The following is an 18,997-nucleotide window of genomic DNA, read 5'->3' as shown; positions in this document are numbered from 1 at the left end:
ATAAACCCCAACACCCGACAAGATATTTGACGTTTTGGTTAAGTGGTTTACCCAGGTGTGCTCGCCCCCCCCCCGGGGGCGGGGCCGGGGGTCCCCCCGCCCCCCGGACCGGCGGTTGCCCGACCGCCCTACTCGTGTCAGCCGCCGTACGCTCCGGAAGCCGTCAGGCGCAGTGCCGTGTCGATCAGGGGCACGTGGCTGAAGGCCTGCGGGAAGTTTCCGACCTGCCGCTTGAGATGCGGGTCCCACTCCTCCGCGAGGAGGCCGAGGTCGTTGCGCAGGGCGAGCAGCTTCTCGAAGAGTTTGCGGGCCTCGTCCACGCGGCCGATCATCGCGAGGTCGTCCGCCATCCAGAACGAGCAGGCCAGGAACGCGCCTTCGTCGCCCTCAAGGCCGTCCACGCCCGCGTCCTCGCCTGCGGTCGGGTAGCGCAGGATGAAGCCGTCGGTGGTCGACAGCTCGCGCTGGATGGCCTCGATCGTGCCGATCACGCGCTTGTCGTCCGGCGGCAGGAAGCCCATCTGCGGAATCAGCAGCAGCGAGGCGTCCAGCTCCTTGGAGCCGTACGACTGCGTGAACGTGTTGCGCTCCTTGTCGTAGCCCCGCTCGCACACGTCCCGGTGGATGTCGTCGCGCAGCTCGCGCCACTTCTCCAGCGGCCCGTCCGCGTCGCCGGACTCGATGAGCTTGATGGTGCGGTCGACCGCGACCCAGGCCATCACCTTGGAGTGCACGAAGTGGCGGCGCGGGCCGCGCACCTCCCAGATGCCCTCGTCCGGCTCGTCCCAGTGGTCCTCCAGATAGCGGATCAGCTTCAACTGGAGCAGCGCGGCGTAGTCGTTGCGGGCCAGGCCCGTCATGTGGGCGAGGTGCAGGGCCTCGGTGACCTCGCCGTACACATCCAGCTGGAGCTGGTTGGCGGCGCCGTTCCCGACCCGGACGGGGGTCGAGTTCTCGTACCCGGGCAGCCAGTCGAGCTCCGCCTCGCCCAGCTCCCGCTCGCCCGCGATGCCGTACATGATCTGCAGGTTCTCGGGGTCGCCGGCGACCGCGCGCAGCAGCCACTCGCGCCAGGCGCGCGCCTCTTCCCGGTAGCCGGTACGCAGCAGGGAGGAGAGCGTGATGGCGGCGTCACGCAGCCAGGTGTAGCGGTAGTCCCAGTTGCGGACACCGCCGATCTCCTCCGGGAGGGAGGTCGTCGGGGCCGCGACGATGCCGCCGGTCGGCGCGTACGTCAGCGCCTTCAGCGTGATGAGGGAACGGACCACGGCCTCGCGATAGGGGCCGTGGTACGTGCACTGCTCCACCCATTCGCGCCAGAAGTCCTCGGTGGCCTCCAGTGCCTGCTCCGGCTCCGGCAGCGCGGGCGGCTGCTTGTGCGAGGGCTCCCACGAGATGGCGAACGCGATCCGCTCACCCGGTGCCACGGTGAAGTCCGCGTACGTCGTCAGGGCCTTGCCGTAGGTCTCGGCGGACGTGTCGAACCACACAGAGTCCGGTCCGGCGACGGCCACCGTCCGCCCGTCGTGCTTGTGCACCCAGGGCACCACACGCCCGTACGAGAAACGCATCCGCAGGGCCGAGCGCATCGGCACCCGTCCTGTGATGCCCTCGACGATCCGGATCAGTTGGGGCGCGCCGTCACGAGGTGGCATGAAATCGGTCACGCGGACCGTGCCGCGTGGCGTATCCCACTCCGATTCGAGGATCAGGGAGTCGCCGCGGTAGTGCCGGCGGGACGCGGTCGGCGGTTCGGCGTCGGCGGCATGGGCCGGCCCCAGTCGCCAGAAGCCGTGCTCCTCGGTGCCGAGCAGTCCTGCGAAGACGGCGTGGGAGTCGAAGCGGGGGAGGCACAGCCAGTCCACCGTGCCGTCCCTGCAGACCAGTGCCGCAGTCTGCATGTCTCCGATAAGTGCGTAGTCTTCGATGCGCCGGGCCACGTGCATCTCCAGTCGAACGGCCACGTCGCCCCCCGAGGGGCGGTCGCTCTCTTGCGGTCAAGGGATCGTTGGTAATACGTCGTCGCGAAACGTCATTGGTCGCGTGTCAATGGTTGCAGCGATTGTCGTTGCGAAACGAACTGACGAGCTCTTGGTCCGGGATTACGGGCGGGGTGGTGCCGTTTGTCGGCCTGGCTCGGCAGCGATCGTCCGAGCAGGATACGACGCACGATGATGATCCGCGCGCCGCTCTCAAGAACGCGGTTGTGGCGAACGGGTGAGCACGACTGTGGTGCGTGTCGGCCCGTGTGCGGAGCGTGGCCGGAAGCGGCCTCGCCCCGTCGCTGATACCCTGGTAGCCCGTGGACCGGTGGGCGCCTCGGCAGGAAAAGGGACCCCCGAACCGCAGCGACGGCACCTCCGGAAACCTCCGGGTCGGGCAGCCGTACCGCACTCCAGACCGCGACCACGGGAGCCCCCTCTTGGCCATGCCGCCCGCTGCTTTTCGAAGCAGCACAGCCACGACGACCAAGCACATCTTCGTCACCGGGGGTGTCGCCTCCTCCCTCGGCAAGGGCCTGACCGCCTCCAGCCTGGGCGCGCTGCTCAAGGCGCGGGGTCTGCGGGTCACCATGCAGAAACTCGACCCGTATCTGAACGTCGACCCGGGCACGATGAACCCCTTCCAGCACGGTGAGGTGTTCGTCACCAACGACGGGGCCGAGACCGACCTGGACATCGGCCACTACGAGCGCTTCCTCGACGTGGATCTGGACGGCTCCGCCAACGTCACCACCGGCCAGGTGTACTCGACGGTCATCGCCAAGGAGCGGCGCGGCGAGTACCTCGGCGACACCGTGCAGGTCATTCCGCACATCACCAACGAGATCAAGCACCGCATCCGCCGCATGGCGACCGACGACGTCGACGTCGTGATCACGGAGGTCGGCGGCACGGTCGGCGACATCGAGTCGCAGCCGTTCCTGGAGACCGTCCGTCAGGTCCGTCACGAGGTCGGTCGCGACAACGTGTTTGTCGTCCACATCTCGCTCCTTCCGTACATCGGCCCCTCCGGGGAGCTGAAGACGAAGCCGACCCAGCATTCGGTTGCGGCTCTGCGCAGCATCGGTATCCAGCCAGACGCGATCGTGCTGCGCGCCGACCGCGAGGTGCCCACCGCGATCAAGCGCAAGATCTCGCTGATGTGCGACGTCGACGAGGCGGCCGTGGTCGCGGCCATCGACGCCAAGTCCATCTACGACATCCCGAAGGTCCTGCACACCGAGGGCCTCGACGCGTACGTCGTCCGCAAGCTGGACCTCCCGTTCCGCGACGTGGACTGGACGACCTGGGACGACCTGCTCGACCGCGTCCACAACCCCGAGCACGAGATCAACCTCGCGCTGGTCGGCAAGTACATCGACCTGCCCGACGCCTACCTCTCGGTCATCGAGGCGCTGCGCGCGGGCGGCTTCGCCAACAAGGCCCGCGTGAAGATCAAGTGGGTCACCTCGGACGACTGCAAGACCCCGGCCGGCGCGGCGGGGCAGCTCTCGGACGTGGACGCGATCTGCATCCCCGGCGGCTTCGGCGACCGCGGCGTGTCCGGCAAGGTCGGCGCGATCCGGTACGCCCGCGAGAACAGGATCCCGCTGCTCGGCCTCTGCCTGGGCCTGCAGTGCATCGTGATCGAGGCCGCGCGCAACCTGGCCGACATCCCGGACGCCAACTCCACCGAGTTCGACGCCGCGACCGGCCACCCGGTGATCTCCACCATGGCCGAGCAGCTCGACATCGTGGCGGGCGAGGGCGACATGGGCGGCACGATGCGCCTGGGCATGTACCCCGCCAAGCTCGCCGAGGGCTCGATCGTGCGCGAGGTGTACGACGGCAAGGAGTACGTGGAGGAGCGCCACCGCCACCGCTACGAGGTGAACAACTCCTACCGCGCCGAGCTGGAGAAGAAGGCGGGTCTGCACTTCTCCGGCACGTCCCCGGACGGCAAGCTCGTGGAGTACCTGGAGTACCCGCGCGACGTCCACCCCTACCTGGTCGCGACCCAGGCCCACCCGGAGCTGCGCTCGCGCCCGACCCGGCCGCACCCGCTCTTCGCGGGCCTGGTGAAGGCCGCGGTGGAGCGCAAGACGGGCAAGTAGCACGACGGTTGTACGGTTGCCGGGGTGCGCGTCCTTTGCGGGCGCGTGCCCCGGTTTTCTGTTGCCGCGGGTTTGCGGCAGGTTCGTGCGCGTGGGAGGACAAGTCGACATGACCATCAAGGACACCGCCGAGGAGTGGGAGGTCAGGGCGACCGAGACCCCGTTCGTGGGCAACAAGACCTCCGTGCGGACGGACGACGTGGTCATGCCCGACGGATCGGTCGCCCGCCGCGACTACCAGGTGCACCCCGGGTCGGTGGCCGTCCTCGCCCTCGACGACCAGGACCGTGTCCTGGTGATCCGCCAGTACCGGCACCCGGTGCGCCACAAGCTCTGGGAGATCCCGGCCGGCCTGCTCGACATCCCGGGCGAGAACCCGCTGCACGCGGCCCAGCGCGAGCTCTACGAAGAGGCTCACGTCAAGGCCGAGGACTGGCGGGTACTCGCCGACGTGTTCACCACGCCCGGCGGCTGCGACGAGGCCGTCCGCGTCTTCCTCGCCCGCGATCTGTCCGAGGCCGAGGGACAGCGCTTCGAGGTGGAGGACGAAGAGGCCGACATGGAGCTCTCGCGGGTCCCCGTGGACGAGCTCGTACGCGGTGTGCTCGCCGGTGAGCTGCACAACAACTGCCTCGTCGTGGGCGTCCTTTCCCTGGTCGCCGCCCGCAGCGGGGACGGTCCGGACGCGCTGCGCCCGGCCGAGGCGCCGTGGCCGGCTCGGCCCTTCGAAGCGTAGCGCTCCGCGGGATCGGCGGTCTTGAAAACTGTCGGTCCGTCTGGGCTGGTCGCGCAGTTCCCCGCGCCCCTTACAGGGCGCGGACCTCGGCTCGCCTCTGATGTTCGCCTGACGGCATCGGTCCTACGATCTGCTGATCCGATCGGGGGACGTACCCGCCGCGCTCCGCACGGATCGTCGCAGAGCGTGAACTAGGCTCTGGAAACGCCCCGTCCGGAGTCCCGGCGGGCTTGCGCGTGCAGTAGGACGGGAGTGTGGCCCGTGACGGATCAGGCGGTGGACGCCGGCGAAGCCTCGGTGTCCGAAAAAGCACAGCAGCCGGCTGCCGACCCTGGTCCCACGGAGAGTCAGTTCCTGGGCCGCACAAGAGAGTTGAAGGAACTCCGGGCCGACATCGAGCGCGCCGGTCTTGACACGATCTCAGGCCGGAAAGCGCCACGCGCGCGCGTGCTGCTCATCGCGGGCAAGCCCGGCTCCGGTCGCAGCGCGCTCGCCGAAGAGCTCGTACGGCAGGTCGCGGACAGTTACCCGGACGGTGTTCTGCGTGCCCGTCTCGCCGATCCCGACGGCACCCCCCGGCCGACCGAACGCACCGCCCGTGACCTGCTCACGGCTCTCGAACGGCCGACCCCCGCCGGAGCCGACGAGGACGACCTCTGCGAGGCGCTGCGCGAGGCCCTCGCCGTCCGCCGCGTCCTGCTCCTGCTCGACGACGCGGCGGATGCCGAACAGGTCGACGCGCTCCTCCCGGACACCCCCGACTGCCTCGTCGTCGCCGTCTCCGGCGGACCCCTGACCGGGATCGCCGACGTCCGCCCCTGCACCCTCGGCGGCCTGGACACCAAGTCCGCCCTCGAACTCATCGGCCGGTACACCGGCGCGGTACGCATCACGGTCGACCCGGTCGCCGCCGAAGGGCTCGTGGAGATCTGCGCGGGCCAGCCCGCCGCGCTGGTGCTCGCCGGTGCCTGGCTGGCCCACCGGCCCAAGGCGGCCGTCGCCGACCTGGCCAAGCAGCTGCGCACCGAGGGTGACGAGGGCGGCCCGGTCCTCGACCGCGTCTTCCGCCTCGCGTACGCGGGCCTGACCTCGGCCGCCGCCCGGATACTGCGACTCCTCTCGCTCGCCCCCGGGGGTCTCGTCGATCCGCACACCGCGTCCGCGCTGGCCGGCTGCTCGGTCGGCGCCGCCCACACCACGCTGGACGACTTCGTCGCGCTCGGCCTGGTACGGCACGTCGAGTCGCCGCTGCCGCAGTACGAGGTGCCCGGCTGTCTGCTGCCGCTGCTGCGCAGGCTGACCGAGACCCAGGACCGCCCGGCCGAACTCCAGCTGGCCCGCGCCCGGATGCTGGAGCGGACCGTACGGCTGCTGGTGTCCTGCCGGGCCATCACCGAGACCGACAGTTCGCCCGCCCGCGAGAAACTCGCCGGGATGCCCCGCGCGCTGCGCTTCCCGAACCCCCGGGCCGCCGCCGACTGGCTGACCATCCGGCAGCCCGCGCTGCTGGCCGCCGCCCGGCTCGCGGTCGCCGACGGAGAGCTGGACACACTGGCCCGCCGCCTGATGGCCGCGCTGGTCAGGGCGATGGTCGCGCACTTCGGTACGCAGGCGGCGGCGCCCGAGCTGTACGGCATCCACCGGCTCGTCCTCGATGTCGCCGAGCGGCGGAACCTGCCCAGGGAGAAGGCCGCCGCGCTGTTGAACCTCGCCGACCTGGACGCCCGGACCGGTCGTACGACGGAGGCTCTGGCCCGTTACCGGGCCGCCCTGGACGCCGGACGGGAAGCCCAGGACCCGTATGCGACCGGCCGCGCGATGGAATCCGTAGGGGGTGCCTACCAGGAGCTCGGGGACTACGACCGGGCCGCCGACTGGTACGGCCGTGCGCTCGCCCAGCGGCTCGCGCGCGACGAGCGGGTGGACGCGGCCCGGCTGCACGGCCGTATCGCCACCGTGCACACCTACGCGGGCCGCTACGGGGAGGCGCTGCTCAACTGGCGCTCGGCGGTCACCGGACACCGCAGGACCGGCGATGTGCCGGGCCAGGCAAGGGCGTTGAGCGAGCTGGCCCGGGTGCAGGAATATGCGGGCCGGCCCGAGGAGTCGCTGCGCACCTGCCAGGAGGCGGTCGAGTGGGCGCGCCGCGCCGAGGACGTCCGGCTGGGGGCCGCGCTGCAGCTCCGGCTCGCCGACACGCTGGACCGGCTCGGCGACCCCACGGCCGCCCGGCTGCACCGCGGCGCGGCCGAGCGCATGCTGGGTGATGAGCTCCCGGAGGACGCATCAGCCAGGGAACATGACGCTAACGCCTACGAAATCCGCAGTACATCCGAAGAAGGTTGATGCATTGAAAGGCTAGACAGAGGGAATCCCTTCATTAGACTGGCTCCGCCGCGTCCTTTCGTGGTGTCTCCCGGTGTGCCCCCGTGCCTCCGGGTATGTCAGGGATCGTTCTGGCATGCGCAGCGTTACCCCAGACCCTTCTGAGCCAAGGACCGTGATCGACGTGAAGGTCGGCATCCCCCGCGAGGTCAAGAACAACGAGTTCCGGGTGGCCATCACCCCCGCCGGCGTGCACGAGCTGGTGCGCCACGGCCACCAGGTCCTCATCGAGCAGAACGCCGGCGTCGGTTCCTCGATCACGGACGACGAGTTCGTCGCCGCCGGAGCGCGGATCATCGCCACCGCCGACGAGGTCTGGGCCACCGCCGACCTGCTGCTGAAGGTCAAGGAGCCCATCGCCGAGGAGTACCACCGCCTCCGCAAGGACCAGACGCTCTTCACCTACCTGCACCTGGCCGCGTCCAAGGAGTGCACGGACGCGCTCCTGGAGTCCGGCGCCACGGCGATCGCGTACGAGACGGTCGAACTGCCCGGTCGCGCGCTGCCGCTGCTCGCCCCGATGTCCGAGGTCGCGGGCCGGCTGGCCCCGCAGGTCGGCGCCTACCACCTGATGCGCGCCAACGGTGGCCGCGGTGTGCTGCCCGGCGGCGTCCCGGGTGTGCTGGCCGGCCGGGCCGTCGTCATCGGCGGCGGCGTCTCCGGCTGGAACGCGGCGCAGATCGCCATCGGCATGGGCTTCCACGTGACCCTGCTCGACCGCGACATCAACAAGCTCAAGGAGGCGGACAAGATCTTCGGCACGAAGATCCAGACCGTCGTCTCCAACGCCTTCGAACTGGAGAAGGCCTGCCTCGAAGCCGACCTCGTCATCGGCGCCGTGCTCATCCCGGGCGCCAAGGCCCCGAAGCTCGTCACCAACGAGCTCGTGTCGCGGATGAAGCCCGGAAGTGTTCTTGTCGACATCGCGATTGATCAAGGCGGTTGCTTCGAGGACTCGCGTCCGACGACCCACGCCGAGCCGACCTTCCCGGTCCACGAGTCGGTCTTCTACTGCGTCGCCAACATGCCCGGCGCGGTGCCGAACACGTCGACGTACGCGCTGACGAACGCCACGCTCCCGTACATCGTGGAACTCGCCGACCGCGGCTGGGTCGAGGCGCTGCGCCGTGACCCGGCGCTCGCCAAGGGCCTCAACACCCATGACGGCAAGGTGGTTTACCGCGAGGTCGCAGAGGCGCACGGCCTGGAGCACGTCGAACTGGAGACCCTGCTCGGCTGACCTTTTGGGCCGATCTCGGCACCGACAAAAGGCGATACGTCAACACAGGTCGTCAACCTCGCACACCCGGCCGGACCTTGCCCCACAAGGTCCGGCCGGGTGTGTGTCGGGTCACTTTGCGACACTCGTTCAACTCGCCTCGAACGTAACCCTTTAACCGTTTCGCACACCCGGGAAACCTGCCGTGCGACGCCCTTACGCCCTTGACAGAGGGGTGTTCCGTTGCCGACACATCGGGCCGGGTCCGGCGGATTGTGTTGCTGCGGAGCGGTGACACGCCATAGAGTCGCCAACCGTCGGCATGGTGCCACGCTGACCTATCTAGAAGTTTCCTGGTCACCAAGGAGGTAAGACGACTTGTGAATGAGTCGACATTTACTCCCGGGGGTGGTCAACCAGGAATGCCTGCGCAGGGCTCAAGGCCCACGGGGCTCGAGGCTGTCGGCTCCGTTGCTGTGCGCACCTTCGCAGCCCACCAGAGTCCGAAGCTGGCTCAGACAGCACACCAGAGCATGGATGGCCATCACGTGAACGCCATGGCCGGCAACGGAAGTGGCGAGAACCGCACCCACTTCGCCGACTACGACGACCTGCCCGAGGGGCATTTCTACGACCCCGACGCCGAGTACGAGCCAGATCCGGAGTACGCGGCCACGCTCGCGCCCGACGCGGCCCGTCAGCGCCGTGAGCGCATCGGCCCGACCGGACGCCCGCTGCCGTACTTCCCGATTCCGGGTCCACTGACCGACCACGGACCCGCCAAGATCATCGCGATGTGCAACCAGAAGGGCGGCGTGGGCAAGACGACGTCGACCATCAACCTGGGTGCCGCGCTCGCCGAGTACGGACGCCGGGTCCTGCTCGTCGACTTCGACCCGCAGGGCGCACTGTCCGTGGGTCTGGGCGTCAATCCGATGGAGCTCGACCTCACCGTCTACAACCTGCTCATGGAGCGGGGCATGGCAGCCGACGAGGTGCTCCTGAAGACGGCGGTTCCGAACATGGACCTGCTGCCCAGCAACATCGACCTGTCGGCCGCCGAGGTCCAACTGGTGTCCGAGGTCGCGCGCGAGTCCACGCTGCAGCGCGCCCTGAAGCCGCTGATGGCCGACTACGACTACATCGTGATCGACTGTCAGCCCTCGCTGGGTCTGCTCACCGTGAACGCCCTCACGGCGGCGCACAAGGTGATCGTGCCGCTCGAGTGCGAGTTCTTCGCCCTCCGTGGCGTGGCGTTGCTCACCGAGACCATCGAGAAGGTCCAGGAGCGGCTCAACCCGGAACTGGAACTCGACGGCATCCTCGCCACGATGTACGACTCGCGGACGGTGCACAGCCGTGAGGTGCTCGCGCGCGTGGTCGAGGCGTTCGACGATCACGTCTACCACACGGTGATCGGCCGGACCGTACGCTTCCCGGAGACCACGGTCGCCGGTGAGCCGATCACGACGTACGCCTCCAACTCCGTCGGTGCCGCCGCCTATCGCCAGCTCGCCAGGGAGGTGCTCGCCCGGTGTCACGCCGAGTGAGTCTGCCGGGGGCCGACGAACTGTTCCGTACGACGGGGGGAATGGCGCTCCAGGCATCCAGCCCCCGGCGCCAGGCCAACGGCGAGGCCCGGGTGCCGGCTCCGGCGGGCGAGAGCGACGCCGCCGCCGGGGAGGCCGGGCCGCAGTCGGTGCCCGTCCAGGGCGGCGACGGCGAGGGCGACGAACATGTCGCCGCCGACGCCGACTCCTCCGACGGGGAGTCCCGCAGTCGGTCCGCCGCCGCGGAGCGCTCCGGGCGGCGCCCGGAGCAGCAGGAAGGTTCTGCCACCGCGCAGCAGTCGCGAAAGCGCGGGCGCGGCGGCGGCGGGCGGCGGCCCAGCGGTCGGGAACGGCACGACGAGAAGATCACCGTGTACGTGTCCGCCGAGGAGCTCATGGATCTGGAGCACGCCCGGCTGGTGCTCCGCGGGGAGCACGGGCTCGCGGTGGACCGGGGGCGGATCGTCCGTGAGGCGGTCGCCGTCGTGCTGGCGGATCTCGAATCCCGGGGAGACGCGAGCATTCTCGTCCGACGGCTTCGCGGGCGGTAGCGGTAGCCTGCGACGGCTATGACCTCGAACGACGCCCCTGCCTCCGCCGGCGGCTCCGCCGGGCGCCGGCGTGCGCTGGGGCGGGGCCCCGGGTCGGCACCTCCGCCCGAGCCTCCGGCGGAGGTCCTGCCGCCTGCGGAGGCGGAGCCCGAGCCTGAACCGGTGCCCGCACCTCCAGTGGAGGTTTTGCCGCCTGCGGAGGCGGAGCTCGAGTCTGAACCGGTGCCCGCGCCTGGGGTGGAGGTTTTGCCGCCTGCGGAGGCGGAGCCCGAGCCCGATCCGGTACCCGCACCTCCGGTGGAGGTCGAGCCGCCTGCGGCGGAGCCGGAGGCCGAGCGCGAGGTTCCGGCCGACCCCGAGGCTGTCGGCGAACCCGAGGTTTTTGCTAAGGCCGAGATTTCCGCCGAGCCCTGGGCTTCCGCCGAGTCTGCGGTTCTTGCCGAGCCCGAGGCTTCCGCTGAGCCCGGGGTCTCCGCCGAACCCGCGGCTTCTGTCGAGTCTGCGGTTCTTGGCGAACCAACGGCTTCCGCCGGACCCGGGGATTCCGCCGAGCCCGCGGTTCCGGCGGAACCCGGGGCTTCCGCCGAACCCGCAGTTTCGGCCGGGTCCGCGGCCTCTGCCGAGTCTCAGGATTCCGCTGAGGCCGGTGACGGGGTCTTCAAAGTTCGGCTGTCGAACTTCGAGGGGCCCTTCGATCTGCTGCTCCAGCTGATCTCCAAGCACAAGATGGACGTCACGGAAGTGGCGCTGTCGCGGGTGACCGACGAGTTCATGGCGCACATCCGGGCGATGGGGCCGGACTGGGACCTTGACCAGACGACCGAGTTCCTGGTCGTGGCGGCGACCCTGCTCGATCTGAAGGCCGCCCGGCTGCTGCCCTCCGCCGAGGTCGAGGACGAGGCCGACCTGGCCCTCCTCGAAGCCCGGGACCTGCTCTTCGCGCGACTGCTGCAGTACCGCGCCTACAAGCAGATCGCCGACATCTTCAACCGCCGCCTCGAAGAGGAGGCCCGGCGCTATCCCCGTACCGTCGGCCTTGAGCCGCACCACGCCGAACTGCTCCCCGAAGTCGTCATCCGCATCGGGGCGGAAGGATTCGCCAGGCTCGCCGTGAAGGCGATGCAGCCGAAGCCGAAGCCGCAGGTGTACGTCGACCACATCCACGCACCGCTCGTCAGCGTGCGGGAGCAGGCCGAGATCGTGATGGCGCGGCTGCGGGAGCTGGGCGAGGCCAGCTTCCGCTCGCTCGTCGAGGACACCGACGACACCCTCACCGTCGTGGCGCGGTTCCTGGCCCTGCTGGAGCTCTACCGCGAGAAGGCGGTCGCCCTGGACCAGGAGGAGGCCCTGGGGGAGCTGATGGTGCGCTGGACGGGCGGGGACGGGGACGCGCGGCCGATGGTGACGGACGAGTTCGACCGGCCGCCCCTCGTCGAATCCGAAGCCGTGGAATCCGAAGCAAAGGAAGCCAAGGAAGCCCAGGAGGAGAAGGCGTGAGCGAGGAGACCACCGAGGCCCCGGCGGGGCCGCCGACCGTCGCGGACCTCGACCTCAGGCCCGCCCTGGAGGCCGTGCTCATGGTCGTGGACGAGCCCGCGACCGTGGAGTACCTCGCGAAGATACTGGAGCGGCCGCGGCGGCACATCGCGGACGCCCTGCGTGCGCTGGCCGACGAGTACACCGTGCAGGGGCGCGGATTCGAGCTGCGGCTCATCGCCGGCGGCTGGCGGTTCTACAGCCGGCCCGAGTACGCGGCGGCGGTCGAGCGATTCGTGCTGGACGGCCAGCAGGCCCGGCTCACCCAGGCCGCTCTGGAGACGCTGGCGGTGGTCGCGTACCGCCAGCCGGTGAGCCGTTCGCGGGTCTCGGCGGTCCGCGGAGTGAACTGTGACGGCGTGATGCGGACCCTCCTGCAGCGCGGTCTGGTCGAGGAGGCGGGCGCGGAACCCGAAACAGGTGCGATCCTGTACAGGACGACGAACTACTTCCTGGAGCGAATGGGCCTGCGAGGCCTGGACGAGCTCCCGGAGCTCGCGCCCTTCCTTCCCGAGGCGGACGCGATCGAGGCCGAGACGCTGGAAGGGGTCCCGTCGTTCGATCCGGATGCACCGGATGCAGATGCAGACGACACGACGACGACGGAACTTTGATGCGAAGCAGTGGCAGTGGCAGCGGCAGTGGCAGGAACAACGGGCGCGGTAATCCCCGCGGGGCCGGCGGAGGCGGCAACTCCCGTGGTTCCGGTGGTGGCGGTAACCCGCGTGGTTCCGGTGGCGGCGGGAACTCCCGTGGCGCCGGTGGGGGCGGCGGCTCCCGTGGGACGGGCGGGGGCGGCAACCCCAGGGGGACCGGCGGGGCCGGCAACTCCAGGGGCGCCGGTGGGGACGGCTCCCAGCCGAGGGGCGCGGGAGGGCGCGACGACAAGCCGAAGCGCGCCGCCAATCCGCGCCCCGAGGAGCGCCGGTACGACGTAGGCCCCACCCCGTCCCACGAAGGGCCGAAGTCCGGGCGCGGTGCCTCCGCGCGCGGCGGCGCCAAGGGCGGGCCCAAGAAGGGCCACCTCGGCACCGGACGAGGGCGCTGGGTTCCGGCGACCTCTCGCGAGTACGACGCGCGGGCCGAGGAGCGCAACCGGGAGCGGTACGCCGAAAAGAAGGACGTCAGGCTGCCCAAGACGTTCCCGGGCGCCGAGCAGGAGGGCGAGCGGCTCCAGAAGATCCTCGCGCGTGCGGGCTACGGTTCCCGGCGGACCTGCGAGGAGCTGATCGAGCAGTCGCGCGTCGAGGTCAACGGCGAGATCGTGGTGGAGCAGGGGCTGCGCGTCGACCCCGAGCACGACGAGATCAAGGTCGACGGGCTGACCGTGGCCACGCAGTCGTACCAGTTCTTCTCGCTGAACAAGCCCGCAGGCGTCGTCTCGACGATGGAGGACAACGAGGGCCGGCAGTGCCTCGGCGACTACGTGACGAACCGCGAGACGCGGCTCTTCCACGTCGGCCGGCTGGACACCGAGACCGAGGGCGTCATCCTCCTCACCAACCACGGTGAGCTGGCCCACCGGCTGACCCATCCCAAGTACGGCGTGAAGAAGGTCTACCTCGCGCACATCGTGGGCCCGATCCCGCGCGACCTGGGCAAGCAGCTCAAGGACGGCATCCAACTGGAGGACGGGTACGCGCGTGCGGACCACTTCCGGGTCGTCGAGCAGACCGGCAAGAACTACCTCGTAGAGGTGACCCTCCACGAGGGCCGCAAGCACATCGTGCGGCGCATGCTCGCCGAAGCCGGCTTCCCGGTCGACAAGCTCGTGCGGGTCTCCTTCGGGCCGATCACCCTCGGCGACCAGAAGTCGGGCTGGCTGCGCCGGCTGTCGAACACCGAGGTCGGCATGCTCATGCGCGAGGTCGACCTCTAGAGCGCCCGTCTGTCCTACGGCCGGTTCCGGGATTGCCCCGGGACCGGCCGATGCGTTTTCGGCTCCCCGCCGGTCTGTACCGGTGGACGAGAGGAGCGGGGATGGCTGCGACGACGGACCGCGACGAGTTCGTACGGCTGACGGATCCGTACCGACGGGAGCTGCTGGCGCACTGCTACCGGATGCTGGGGTCGGTCGACGACGCCGAGGACCTGGTGCAGGAGACGTATCTGCGGGCCTGGCGGTCGTACGACGGATACGAGGGCCGCGCCTCGCTGCGCACCTGGCTCCACAGGATCGCCACCAACACGTGTCTGACGGCGCTGGAGAGCCGTGTGCGCCGTCCGCTGCCCTCGGGGCTCGGGGCGCCCTCCCAGGCGCCTGAGGGGCCGCTGAGAGCCTCGGCCACGGACGTGCCCTGGCTGCAGCCGCTGCCCGACGCGCTGGTCGACCCGGCGACCGTCGTGGCGGCGCGGGGAAGTCTGCGGCTCGCGCTCGTCGCCGCGCTGCAGCACCTGCCCGCGCGGCAGCGGGCCGTACTGCTCCTGCGGGACGTACTGGCCTGGCGGGCGTCCGAGGTCGCCGCGCTGCTCGGGACCTCGACGGCGGCGGTCAAAAGCACCCTCCAGCGCGCGCGTGCCCGGCTCGACGAGGTGGCCCCGGACGAGGACCTCGTGGTCGAGCCCGAGGGCGCCGGGGACCGTGCGGTGCTCGACCGGTACATGGCCGCCTTCGAGGAGGCCGACATGAACGCGCTGCTCGGGCTCCTCCAGGAAGGCGTCGAACTGGAGATGCCGCCCTACCTGGAGTGGTTCAGCGGGCGCAAGGACGTACTGCGGTTCCTGGAGGCACGCGATCACGAGAAGGGACGTATGAGGATGATCCCCACACGCGCGAACGGGCAGCCGGCCGCGGTGGCGTACGTACGAGGTGCGGACGGTGTGCATCGGCCGCACTCGGTGCAGGTCCTCACCTTCGAGGGCGGGGAGATCGCACGGATCACCGTCTTCCTGGACGCGGATGCGGAATCGGTCGGGCGTTTCGGGATGCCGGAGGTGCTGTCGTGACCACGGGCGAGGCGAACTACGAGGAGCCGGACTACGGGGAGCTGCTGGAGCGTTCGCTCGCGTACGCGCTGGGAAGTGTCGCCGATGTCGTACCCGGGAGTCTGGGGCGGGCCACGCCGTGCGCGCGGTGGGACCTCGGGGAGTTGCTCGGCCATCTCGACGACGGTCTCGACGCGCTGCACGAGGGGATGACCGGTGGGCGGATCGGTCTCTTCCCGGGGGTGGCCGGCCGTGCGGACCCCGCGTGCGACTTCCGGCGGCGGGCCTGCGCGCTGCTCGGCGCCTGGGTGGCCCTGGCCGGCGACGGGCGGTCCGGGGAGGGGCGCTCGGTGACCGTGGCGGACCGGCCGATGGACGTGCGCGTGATGGCCGCCGCCGGCGCCGTCGAGATCGCCGTGCACGGCTGGGACGTGGCGCAGGCCTGCGGTCGGCCGCGGCCGATCCCGTCCGGGCTCGCGGTCGAGCTGCTGTCCGTGGCGCGGTGTGTGGTCGCGGACGAGGACCGGGGGGTGCGCTTCGCCGAGCCGGTCGGCGTGCTGCCCCGGGCCGGTGCCTCCGACCGGCTCGTCGCGTTCCTCGGGCGCGATTCCTTTTCGGGGCGGGGCCGGTCTGCCTTCCGTGAGTGACTCTCACGGAAGGACCCGTCCCTCATGGCTGACATCGCTGACCTCGCAGGAAATCTGGTCGCCCCCGCCCGCAAACCACCCGCCGCCGCGCCCCCACGGCGCGCCTGGACGGTGGGTCTCGCCGGGCTGGGGGCGCTCCTGTGCGCGCTGGACGTGGTGGTCGTCGCCACCGCGCTGCCCGCGCTGCAGGCCGACTTCGGCGCGAGCCTCTCCGAACTGGAGTGGACCATCAACGCGTACAACCTCGTCTTCGCCTGTCTGACCCTGACGGGCGCGGCGCTCGGCGACCGGTTCGGGCGGCGGCGGATGTACGTCGTCGGACTCGCCGTCTTCACCCTGGCCTCCGCATGGGCCGCGCTCGCCGGCGGCGCCGGTGAACTCATCGCCGCACGGGCGGTGCAGGGCGCCGGAGCGGCCGTACTGCTGCCCCTCACACTGACCCTGATCAGCGAAGCCTTCCCGGCCGAGAAGCGGGGTGTGGCGATCGGCCTGTGGGGTGGTGTGAGCGGGCTCGGGGTGGCCGCGGGACCGGTGCTGGGCGGGGCCGTCACGGACGGTCTGTCCTGGCAGTGGATCTTCTGGCTGAACGTGCCCCTGGGGCTCGTGATGCTTCCGCTCGCCGCGCTGAAACTGCGCGAGAGCTACGGGCCGCGGCCCCAACTGGACATCGTGGGACTGGTGCTGGCGGCCGTCGGCCTGACCGGGCTCGCCTGGGCGCCGGTGCGGGCGCCGGAGGCCGGCTGGGGGAGCGCGGAGGTGCTGGGCGCGCTGGCCGTCGGGGCCGTGTTCGTGGTGGCCTTCCTCGGCTGGGAGCGGTCGGGGGCGAAGTACCCGATGCTGCCGCTCGGGCACTTCCGGCGGCGCGGCTTCTCCACCGCCAACGGCGCGATCTTCCTGATGTTCATGTCGCTGCTCGGCGCGCTGTTCATGATCTCGCAGCTCTTCCAGGTCGGCCTGGGCAACTCCCCGTTGGAGGCGGGCGTACGGATTCTGGTGTGGACCGGAATGCCACTGCTCGTGGCGCCGCTCGCGGGCGCGCTCGCGGACCGGTTCGGGAACCGGCCGTTCATGCTCGGGGGGCTCGTTCTCCAGGCGGTCGGCCTCGGGCTGATGGCCTGGCAAGTGGAGCCCGGCGTCAGCTACGACCGACTGGTCGTGCCGCTGGTCATCGCCGGAATCGGCATCTCCATGGTCTTCCCCACCGCCGCGAACGCCGTGACCGCGTCGGTGCCGCCCGCAGACGTGGGCGTCGCTGCGGGCGTCAACAACGCGATGCGTGAGCTGGGCGGGGTCTTCGGAGTCGCCGTCGCCGCGGCCGTGTTCGTCCGGTACGGGGGCTACGACTCGGCCGAGAGCTTCATCGACGGGTGCGCCCCGGCGCTGTGGGTCTCGGCCGCGGCCTCGGCGGCCGGGGCGATGGTGGCGGTGTTCGCGCCGTCCAAGGACGGGAGTTGACGTCCCGGGGCGCGAGTTGAGGGGTTGTCATTGGCCGCCCACCTCTTTATAGTCGTAGTGACTATTAAGGGGGTGGGCGGCGTGACCGCAGCAGAAGGAACCGCACCCGAGGGCTACGACAAGCACGCCTTCGAACCCTTCGCCGTCACCGTCGACCTGGCCGTTTTCACCGTCCGTGCGGGCACTCTCCAGGTGCTGCTCATCGAGCGCGGACAGGAGCCGTACGCGGGCCGCTGGGCACTGCCCGGCGGCTTCGTGCTGCCCGAGGAGTCGGCCGAGACGGCGGCCCGGCGCGAACTCGCCGAGGAGACCGGTCTTTCGGACGTCTCGGGGCTGCATCTGGAGCAGTTGCGGACGTACAGCGAGCCGGACCGCGATCCCCGGATGCGGGTCGTCTCCGTGGCGTACACCGCGCTGCTGCCCGACCCTCCCGAGCCGCGGGGCGGCGGGGACGCGGCGAGCGCCCGGTGGCTGCCGTACGACGGGCTCGATCCGCTCGCCTTCGACCACGACCGGATCCTCGCCGACGCCCATGAACGCGTCGGAGCCAAGCTCGAATACACCTGTCTCGCCACGGCGTTCTGCCCGCCCGAGTTCACGCTCGGAGAGCTTCAGCACGTCTACGAGACGGTGTGGGGCACGGTGCTGGACCGGCCGAACTTCCGGCGCAAGGTCCTTGCCACGCCCGGGTTCGTCGAACAGGTCCCCGGTGCGGCGCGGCTGACGGGTGGCCGGGGCAAGCCCGCGGCGCTGTATCGCGCGGGTCCCGCGACCGCGTTGCATCCGCCGCTGCTGCGGCCGGTGCCCGCGTCACTCTCCACGCCTGCGTCCCTCTCCCTCTCTCCGTCCCCGGAAGGACGATCCTGATGACCACCACCGTCAAGAAGCGGGCCGCCTCAGGGGCGTTGACCGGGCTCGCCCTCGGGGACGCGCTCGGATTCCCGACCGAGTTCAACGACGTGCCGTCGATCCTCGCCAAGTTCGGCCCCTGGCGGGAGATGCGGCTGCCGGACCCCGCGTACGTCACGGACGACACGCAGATGACGCTGGCCCTGGGGCGGGGGCTGCGGACGGCGACGGACCGGGGGCTGCTGGCACCCAAGCGGATGGAGCGGCCGGTACGCGAGGAGTTCGTGGACTGGTACCAGTCGCCGGACAACAACCGTGCGCCCGGGCGCACGTGCATGGTCGCCTGCGAGAAGCTGAAGCGGGAGGACCGGCTCTGGCAGGACGCCAGCCAGGTCGATTCCAAGGGCTGCGGTGCCAACATGCGTGTCGCACCCGTCGGACTCGTCCCGGGGCTGAGTGACGAACAGCGCGCGGGGGCCGCCCAGTTGCAGGCCGCGCTCACCCACGGCCACCCGACGGCGCTCGCCGCGTCCGACCTCACCGCGCACGCCGTGCGCCTGCTCGCGCAGGGGGCCGAGCCGACCGGGCTCGTCGGACTGCTGCGCTCGTACGCGTACGACAACCGGACGCGCTATCACGAGCAGTGGCTCGGCGACCTGTGGACCCGCGCCCAGGACCCCACACCGACGCACTTCATCTCGCGGGGCTGGGACGAGTGCCTGGAGGTCCTGGACCGGCTTCAGCGGGCCCTGCGGTCACCGTCGCCCGAGACGGACCCGTGTCTGGCCACCGGCGCCGGCTGGATCGCCGAGGAGGCGCTCGCCACCGGTCTGCTGTGCTTCCTGCTCTTCGTCGACGAGCCCCTGACCGCCCTGCGCCGGGGGGCCTGCACCTCGGGCGACTCGGACTCGATCGCGTGCCTCGCCGGCGCCTTCGCGGGGGCGTACCTCGGTGCCGACGCATGGCCTACGGAGTGGGCCGACAGGATCGAGTACCGGGGCGACCTGACGGCGCTGGGCGCGCTCTGGGACGCCTGACCCCGGGGCCT

15 protein-coding genes are annotated in these 18,997 nt (G+C 70.7%); 14 read left to right on the top strand and 1 reads right to left on the bottom strand.

Going from position 1 to position 18,997, the window contains the following annotated elements:
- Positions 1-137: 137 nt before the first annotated feature.
- Positions 138-1,946 carry a glycoside hydrolase family 15 protein gene (locus tag AB0I18_RS41430; protein WP_363110931.1) on the bottom strand — a complete coding sequence of 603 codons (1,809 nt, stop codon included), beginning with the start codon at positions 1,944-1,946 and terminating at the stop codon, positions 138-140.
- A gap of 482 nt (positions 1,947-2,428) precedes the next feature.
- Here AB0I18_RS41430 and AB0I18_RS41425 point away from each other — a divergent pair, with 482 nt between their 5' ends.
- From AB0I18_RS41425 to AB0I18_RS41360, 14 genes are all read left to right on the top strand, one after another.
- Entirely contained in the window at positions 2,429-4,096 is a 1,668-nt protein-coding gene (locus AB0I18_RS41425; RefSeq protein WP_363110930.1) for a CTP synthase, read from the top strand.
- Between the two features lie 109 nt (positions 4,097-4,205).
- Positions 4,206-4,832: an NUDIX hydrolase gene (locus AB0I18_RS41420; RefSeq protein ID WP_363110926.1), complete on the top strand. Its 627-nt coding sequence runs from the start codon at positions 4,206-4,208 to the stop codon at positions 4,830-4,832.
- Positions 4,833-5,129: 297 nt separating this feature from the next.
- The gene (locus tag AB0I18_RS41415; protein WP_363110929.1) at positions 5,130-7,178 is read left to right on the top strand and encodes a tetratricopeptide repeat protein; all 2,049 of its coding nucleotides are present in this window, start codon (positions 5,130-5,132) and stop codon (positions 7,176-7,178) included.
- Between the two features lie 163 nt (positions 7,179-7,341).
- Positions 7,342-8,457, top strand: a complete 1,116-nt coding sequence (gene ald / locus AB0I18_RS41410; RefSeq protein ID WP_363110928.1) for an alanine dehydrogenase — start codon at positions 7,342-7,344, stop codon at positions 8,455-8,457.
- 401 nt (positions 8,458-8,858) lie between these two features.
- Positions 8,859-9,986 carry a ParA family protein gene (locus tag AB0I18_RS41405; RefSeq protein ID WP_363110925.1) on the top strand — a complete coding sequence of 376 codons (1,128 nt, stop codon included), beginning with the start codon at positions 8,859-8,861 and terminating at the stop codon, positions 9,984-9,986.
- Positions 9,971-10,537 (top strand): hypothetical protein, encoded by a 567-nt coding sequence (locus AB0I18_RS41400; protein ID WP_363110924.1) that lies wholly within the window; start codon positions 9,971-9,973, stop codon positions 10,535-10,537. The genes AB0I18_RS41405 and AB0I18_RS41400 overlap by 16 nt, the downstream gene beginning before the upstream one ends.
- A gap of 18 nt (positions 10,538-10,555) precedes the next feature.
- Complete coding sequence (locus tag AB0I18_RS41395) at positions 10,556-12,034, top strand: segregation/condensation protein A (RefSeq protein WP_363110923.1); 1,479 nt, start codon at positions 10,556-10,558, stop codon at positions 12,032-12,034.
- Positions 12,031-12,687 (top strand): SMC-Scp complex subunit ScpB, encoded by a 657-nt coding sequence (gene scpB / locus AB0I18_RS41390; protein ID WP_363110922.1) that lies wholly within the window; start codon positions 12,031-12,033, stop codon positions 12,685-12,687. Before AB0I18_RS41395 ends, scpB begins: the two co-directional genes overlap by 4 nt.
- Positions 12,687-13,952 (top strand): pseudouridine synthase, encoded by a 1,266-nt coding sequence (locus AB0I18_RS41385; RefSeq protein ID WP_363110921.1) that lies wholly within the window; start codon positions 12,687-12,689, stop codon positions 13,950-13,952. Before scpB ends, AB0I18_RS41385 begins: the two co-directional genes overlap by 1 nt.
- 101 nt (positions 13,953-14,053) lie before the next feature.
- Positions 14,054-15,019 carry a sigma-70 family RNA polymerase sigma factor gene (locus tag AB0I18_RS41380; RefSeq protein WP_363110920.1) on the top strand — a complete coding sequence of 322 codons (966 nt, stop codon included), beginning with the start codon at positions 14,054-14,056 and terminating at the stop codon, positions 15,017-15,019.
- Positions 15,016-15,645, top strand: coding sequence for a TIGR03086 family metal-binding protein (locus AB0I18_RS41375; RefSeq protein WP_363110919.1), 630 nt, complete (start codon positions 15,016-15,018; stop codon positions 15,643-15,645). Before AB0I18_RS41380 ends, AB0I18_RS41375 begins: the two co-directional genes overlap by 4 nt.
- 24 nt (positions 15,646-15,669) lie before the next feature.
- Positions 15,670-17,100, top strand: coding sequence for an MFS transporter (locus AB0I18_RS41370; RefSeq protein ID WP_363110918.1), 1,431 nt, complete (start codon positions 15,670-15,672; stop codon positions 17,098-17,100).
- A gap of 81 nt (positions 17,101-17,181) precedes the next feature.
- On the top strand, positions 17,182-17,967 hold the full coding sequence (locus AB0I18_RS41365; protein ID WP_363110917.1) for an NUDIX domain-containing protein: 786 nt from the start codon (positions 17,182-17,184) through the stop codon (positions 17,965-17,967).
- Positions 17,964-18,986, top strand: coding sequence for an ADP-ribosylglycohydrolase family protein (locus AB0I18_RS41360; RefSeq protein WP_363110927.1), 1,023 nt, complete (start codon positions 17,964-17,966; stop codon positions 18,984-18,986). Before AB0I18_RS41365 ends, AB0I18_RS41360 begins: the two co-directional genes overlap by 4 nt.
- Positions 18,987-18,997 lie beyond the last annotated feature (11 nt).

This window comes from Streptomyces sp. NPDC050704 (assembly GCF_040654355.1).
Classification (GTDB): domain Bacteria; phylum Actinomycetota; class Actinomycetes; order Streptomycetales; family Streptomycetaceae; genus Streptomyces.
This window is presented reverse-complemented; position numbering and strand designations above follow the sequence as displayed.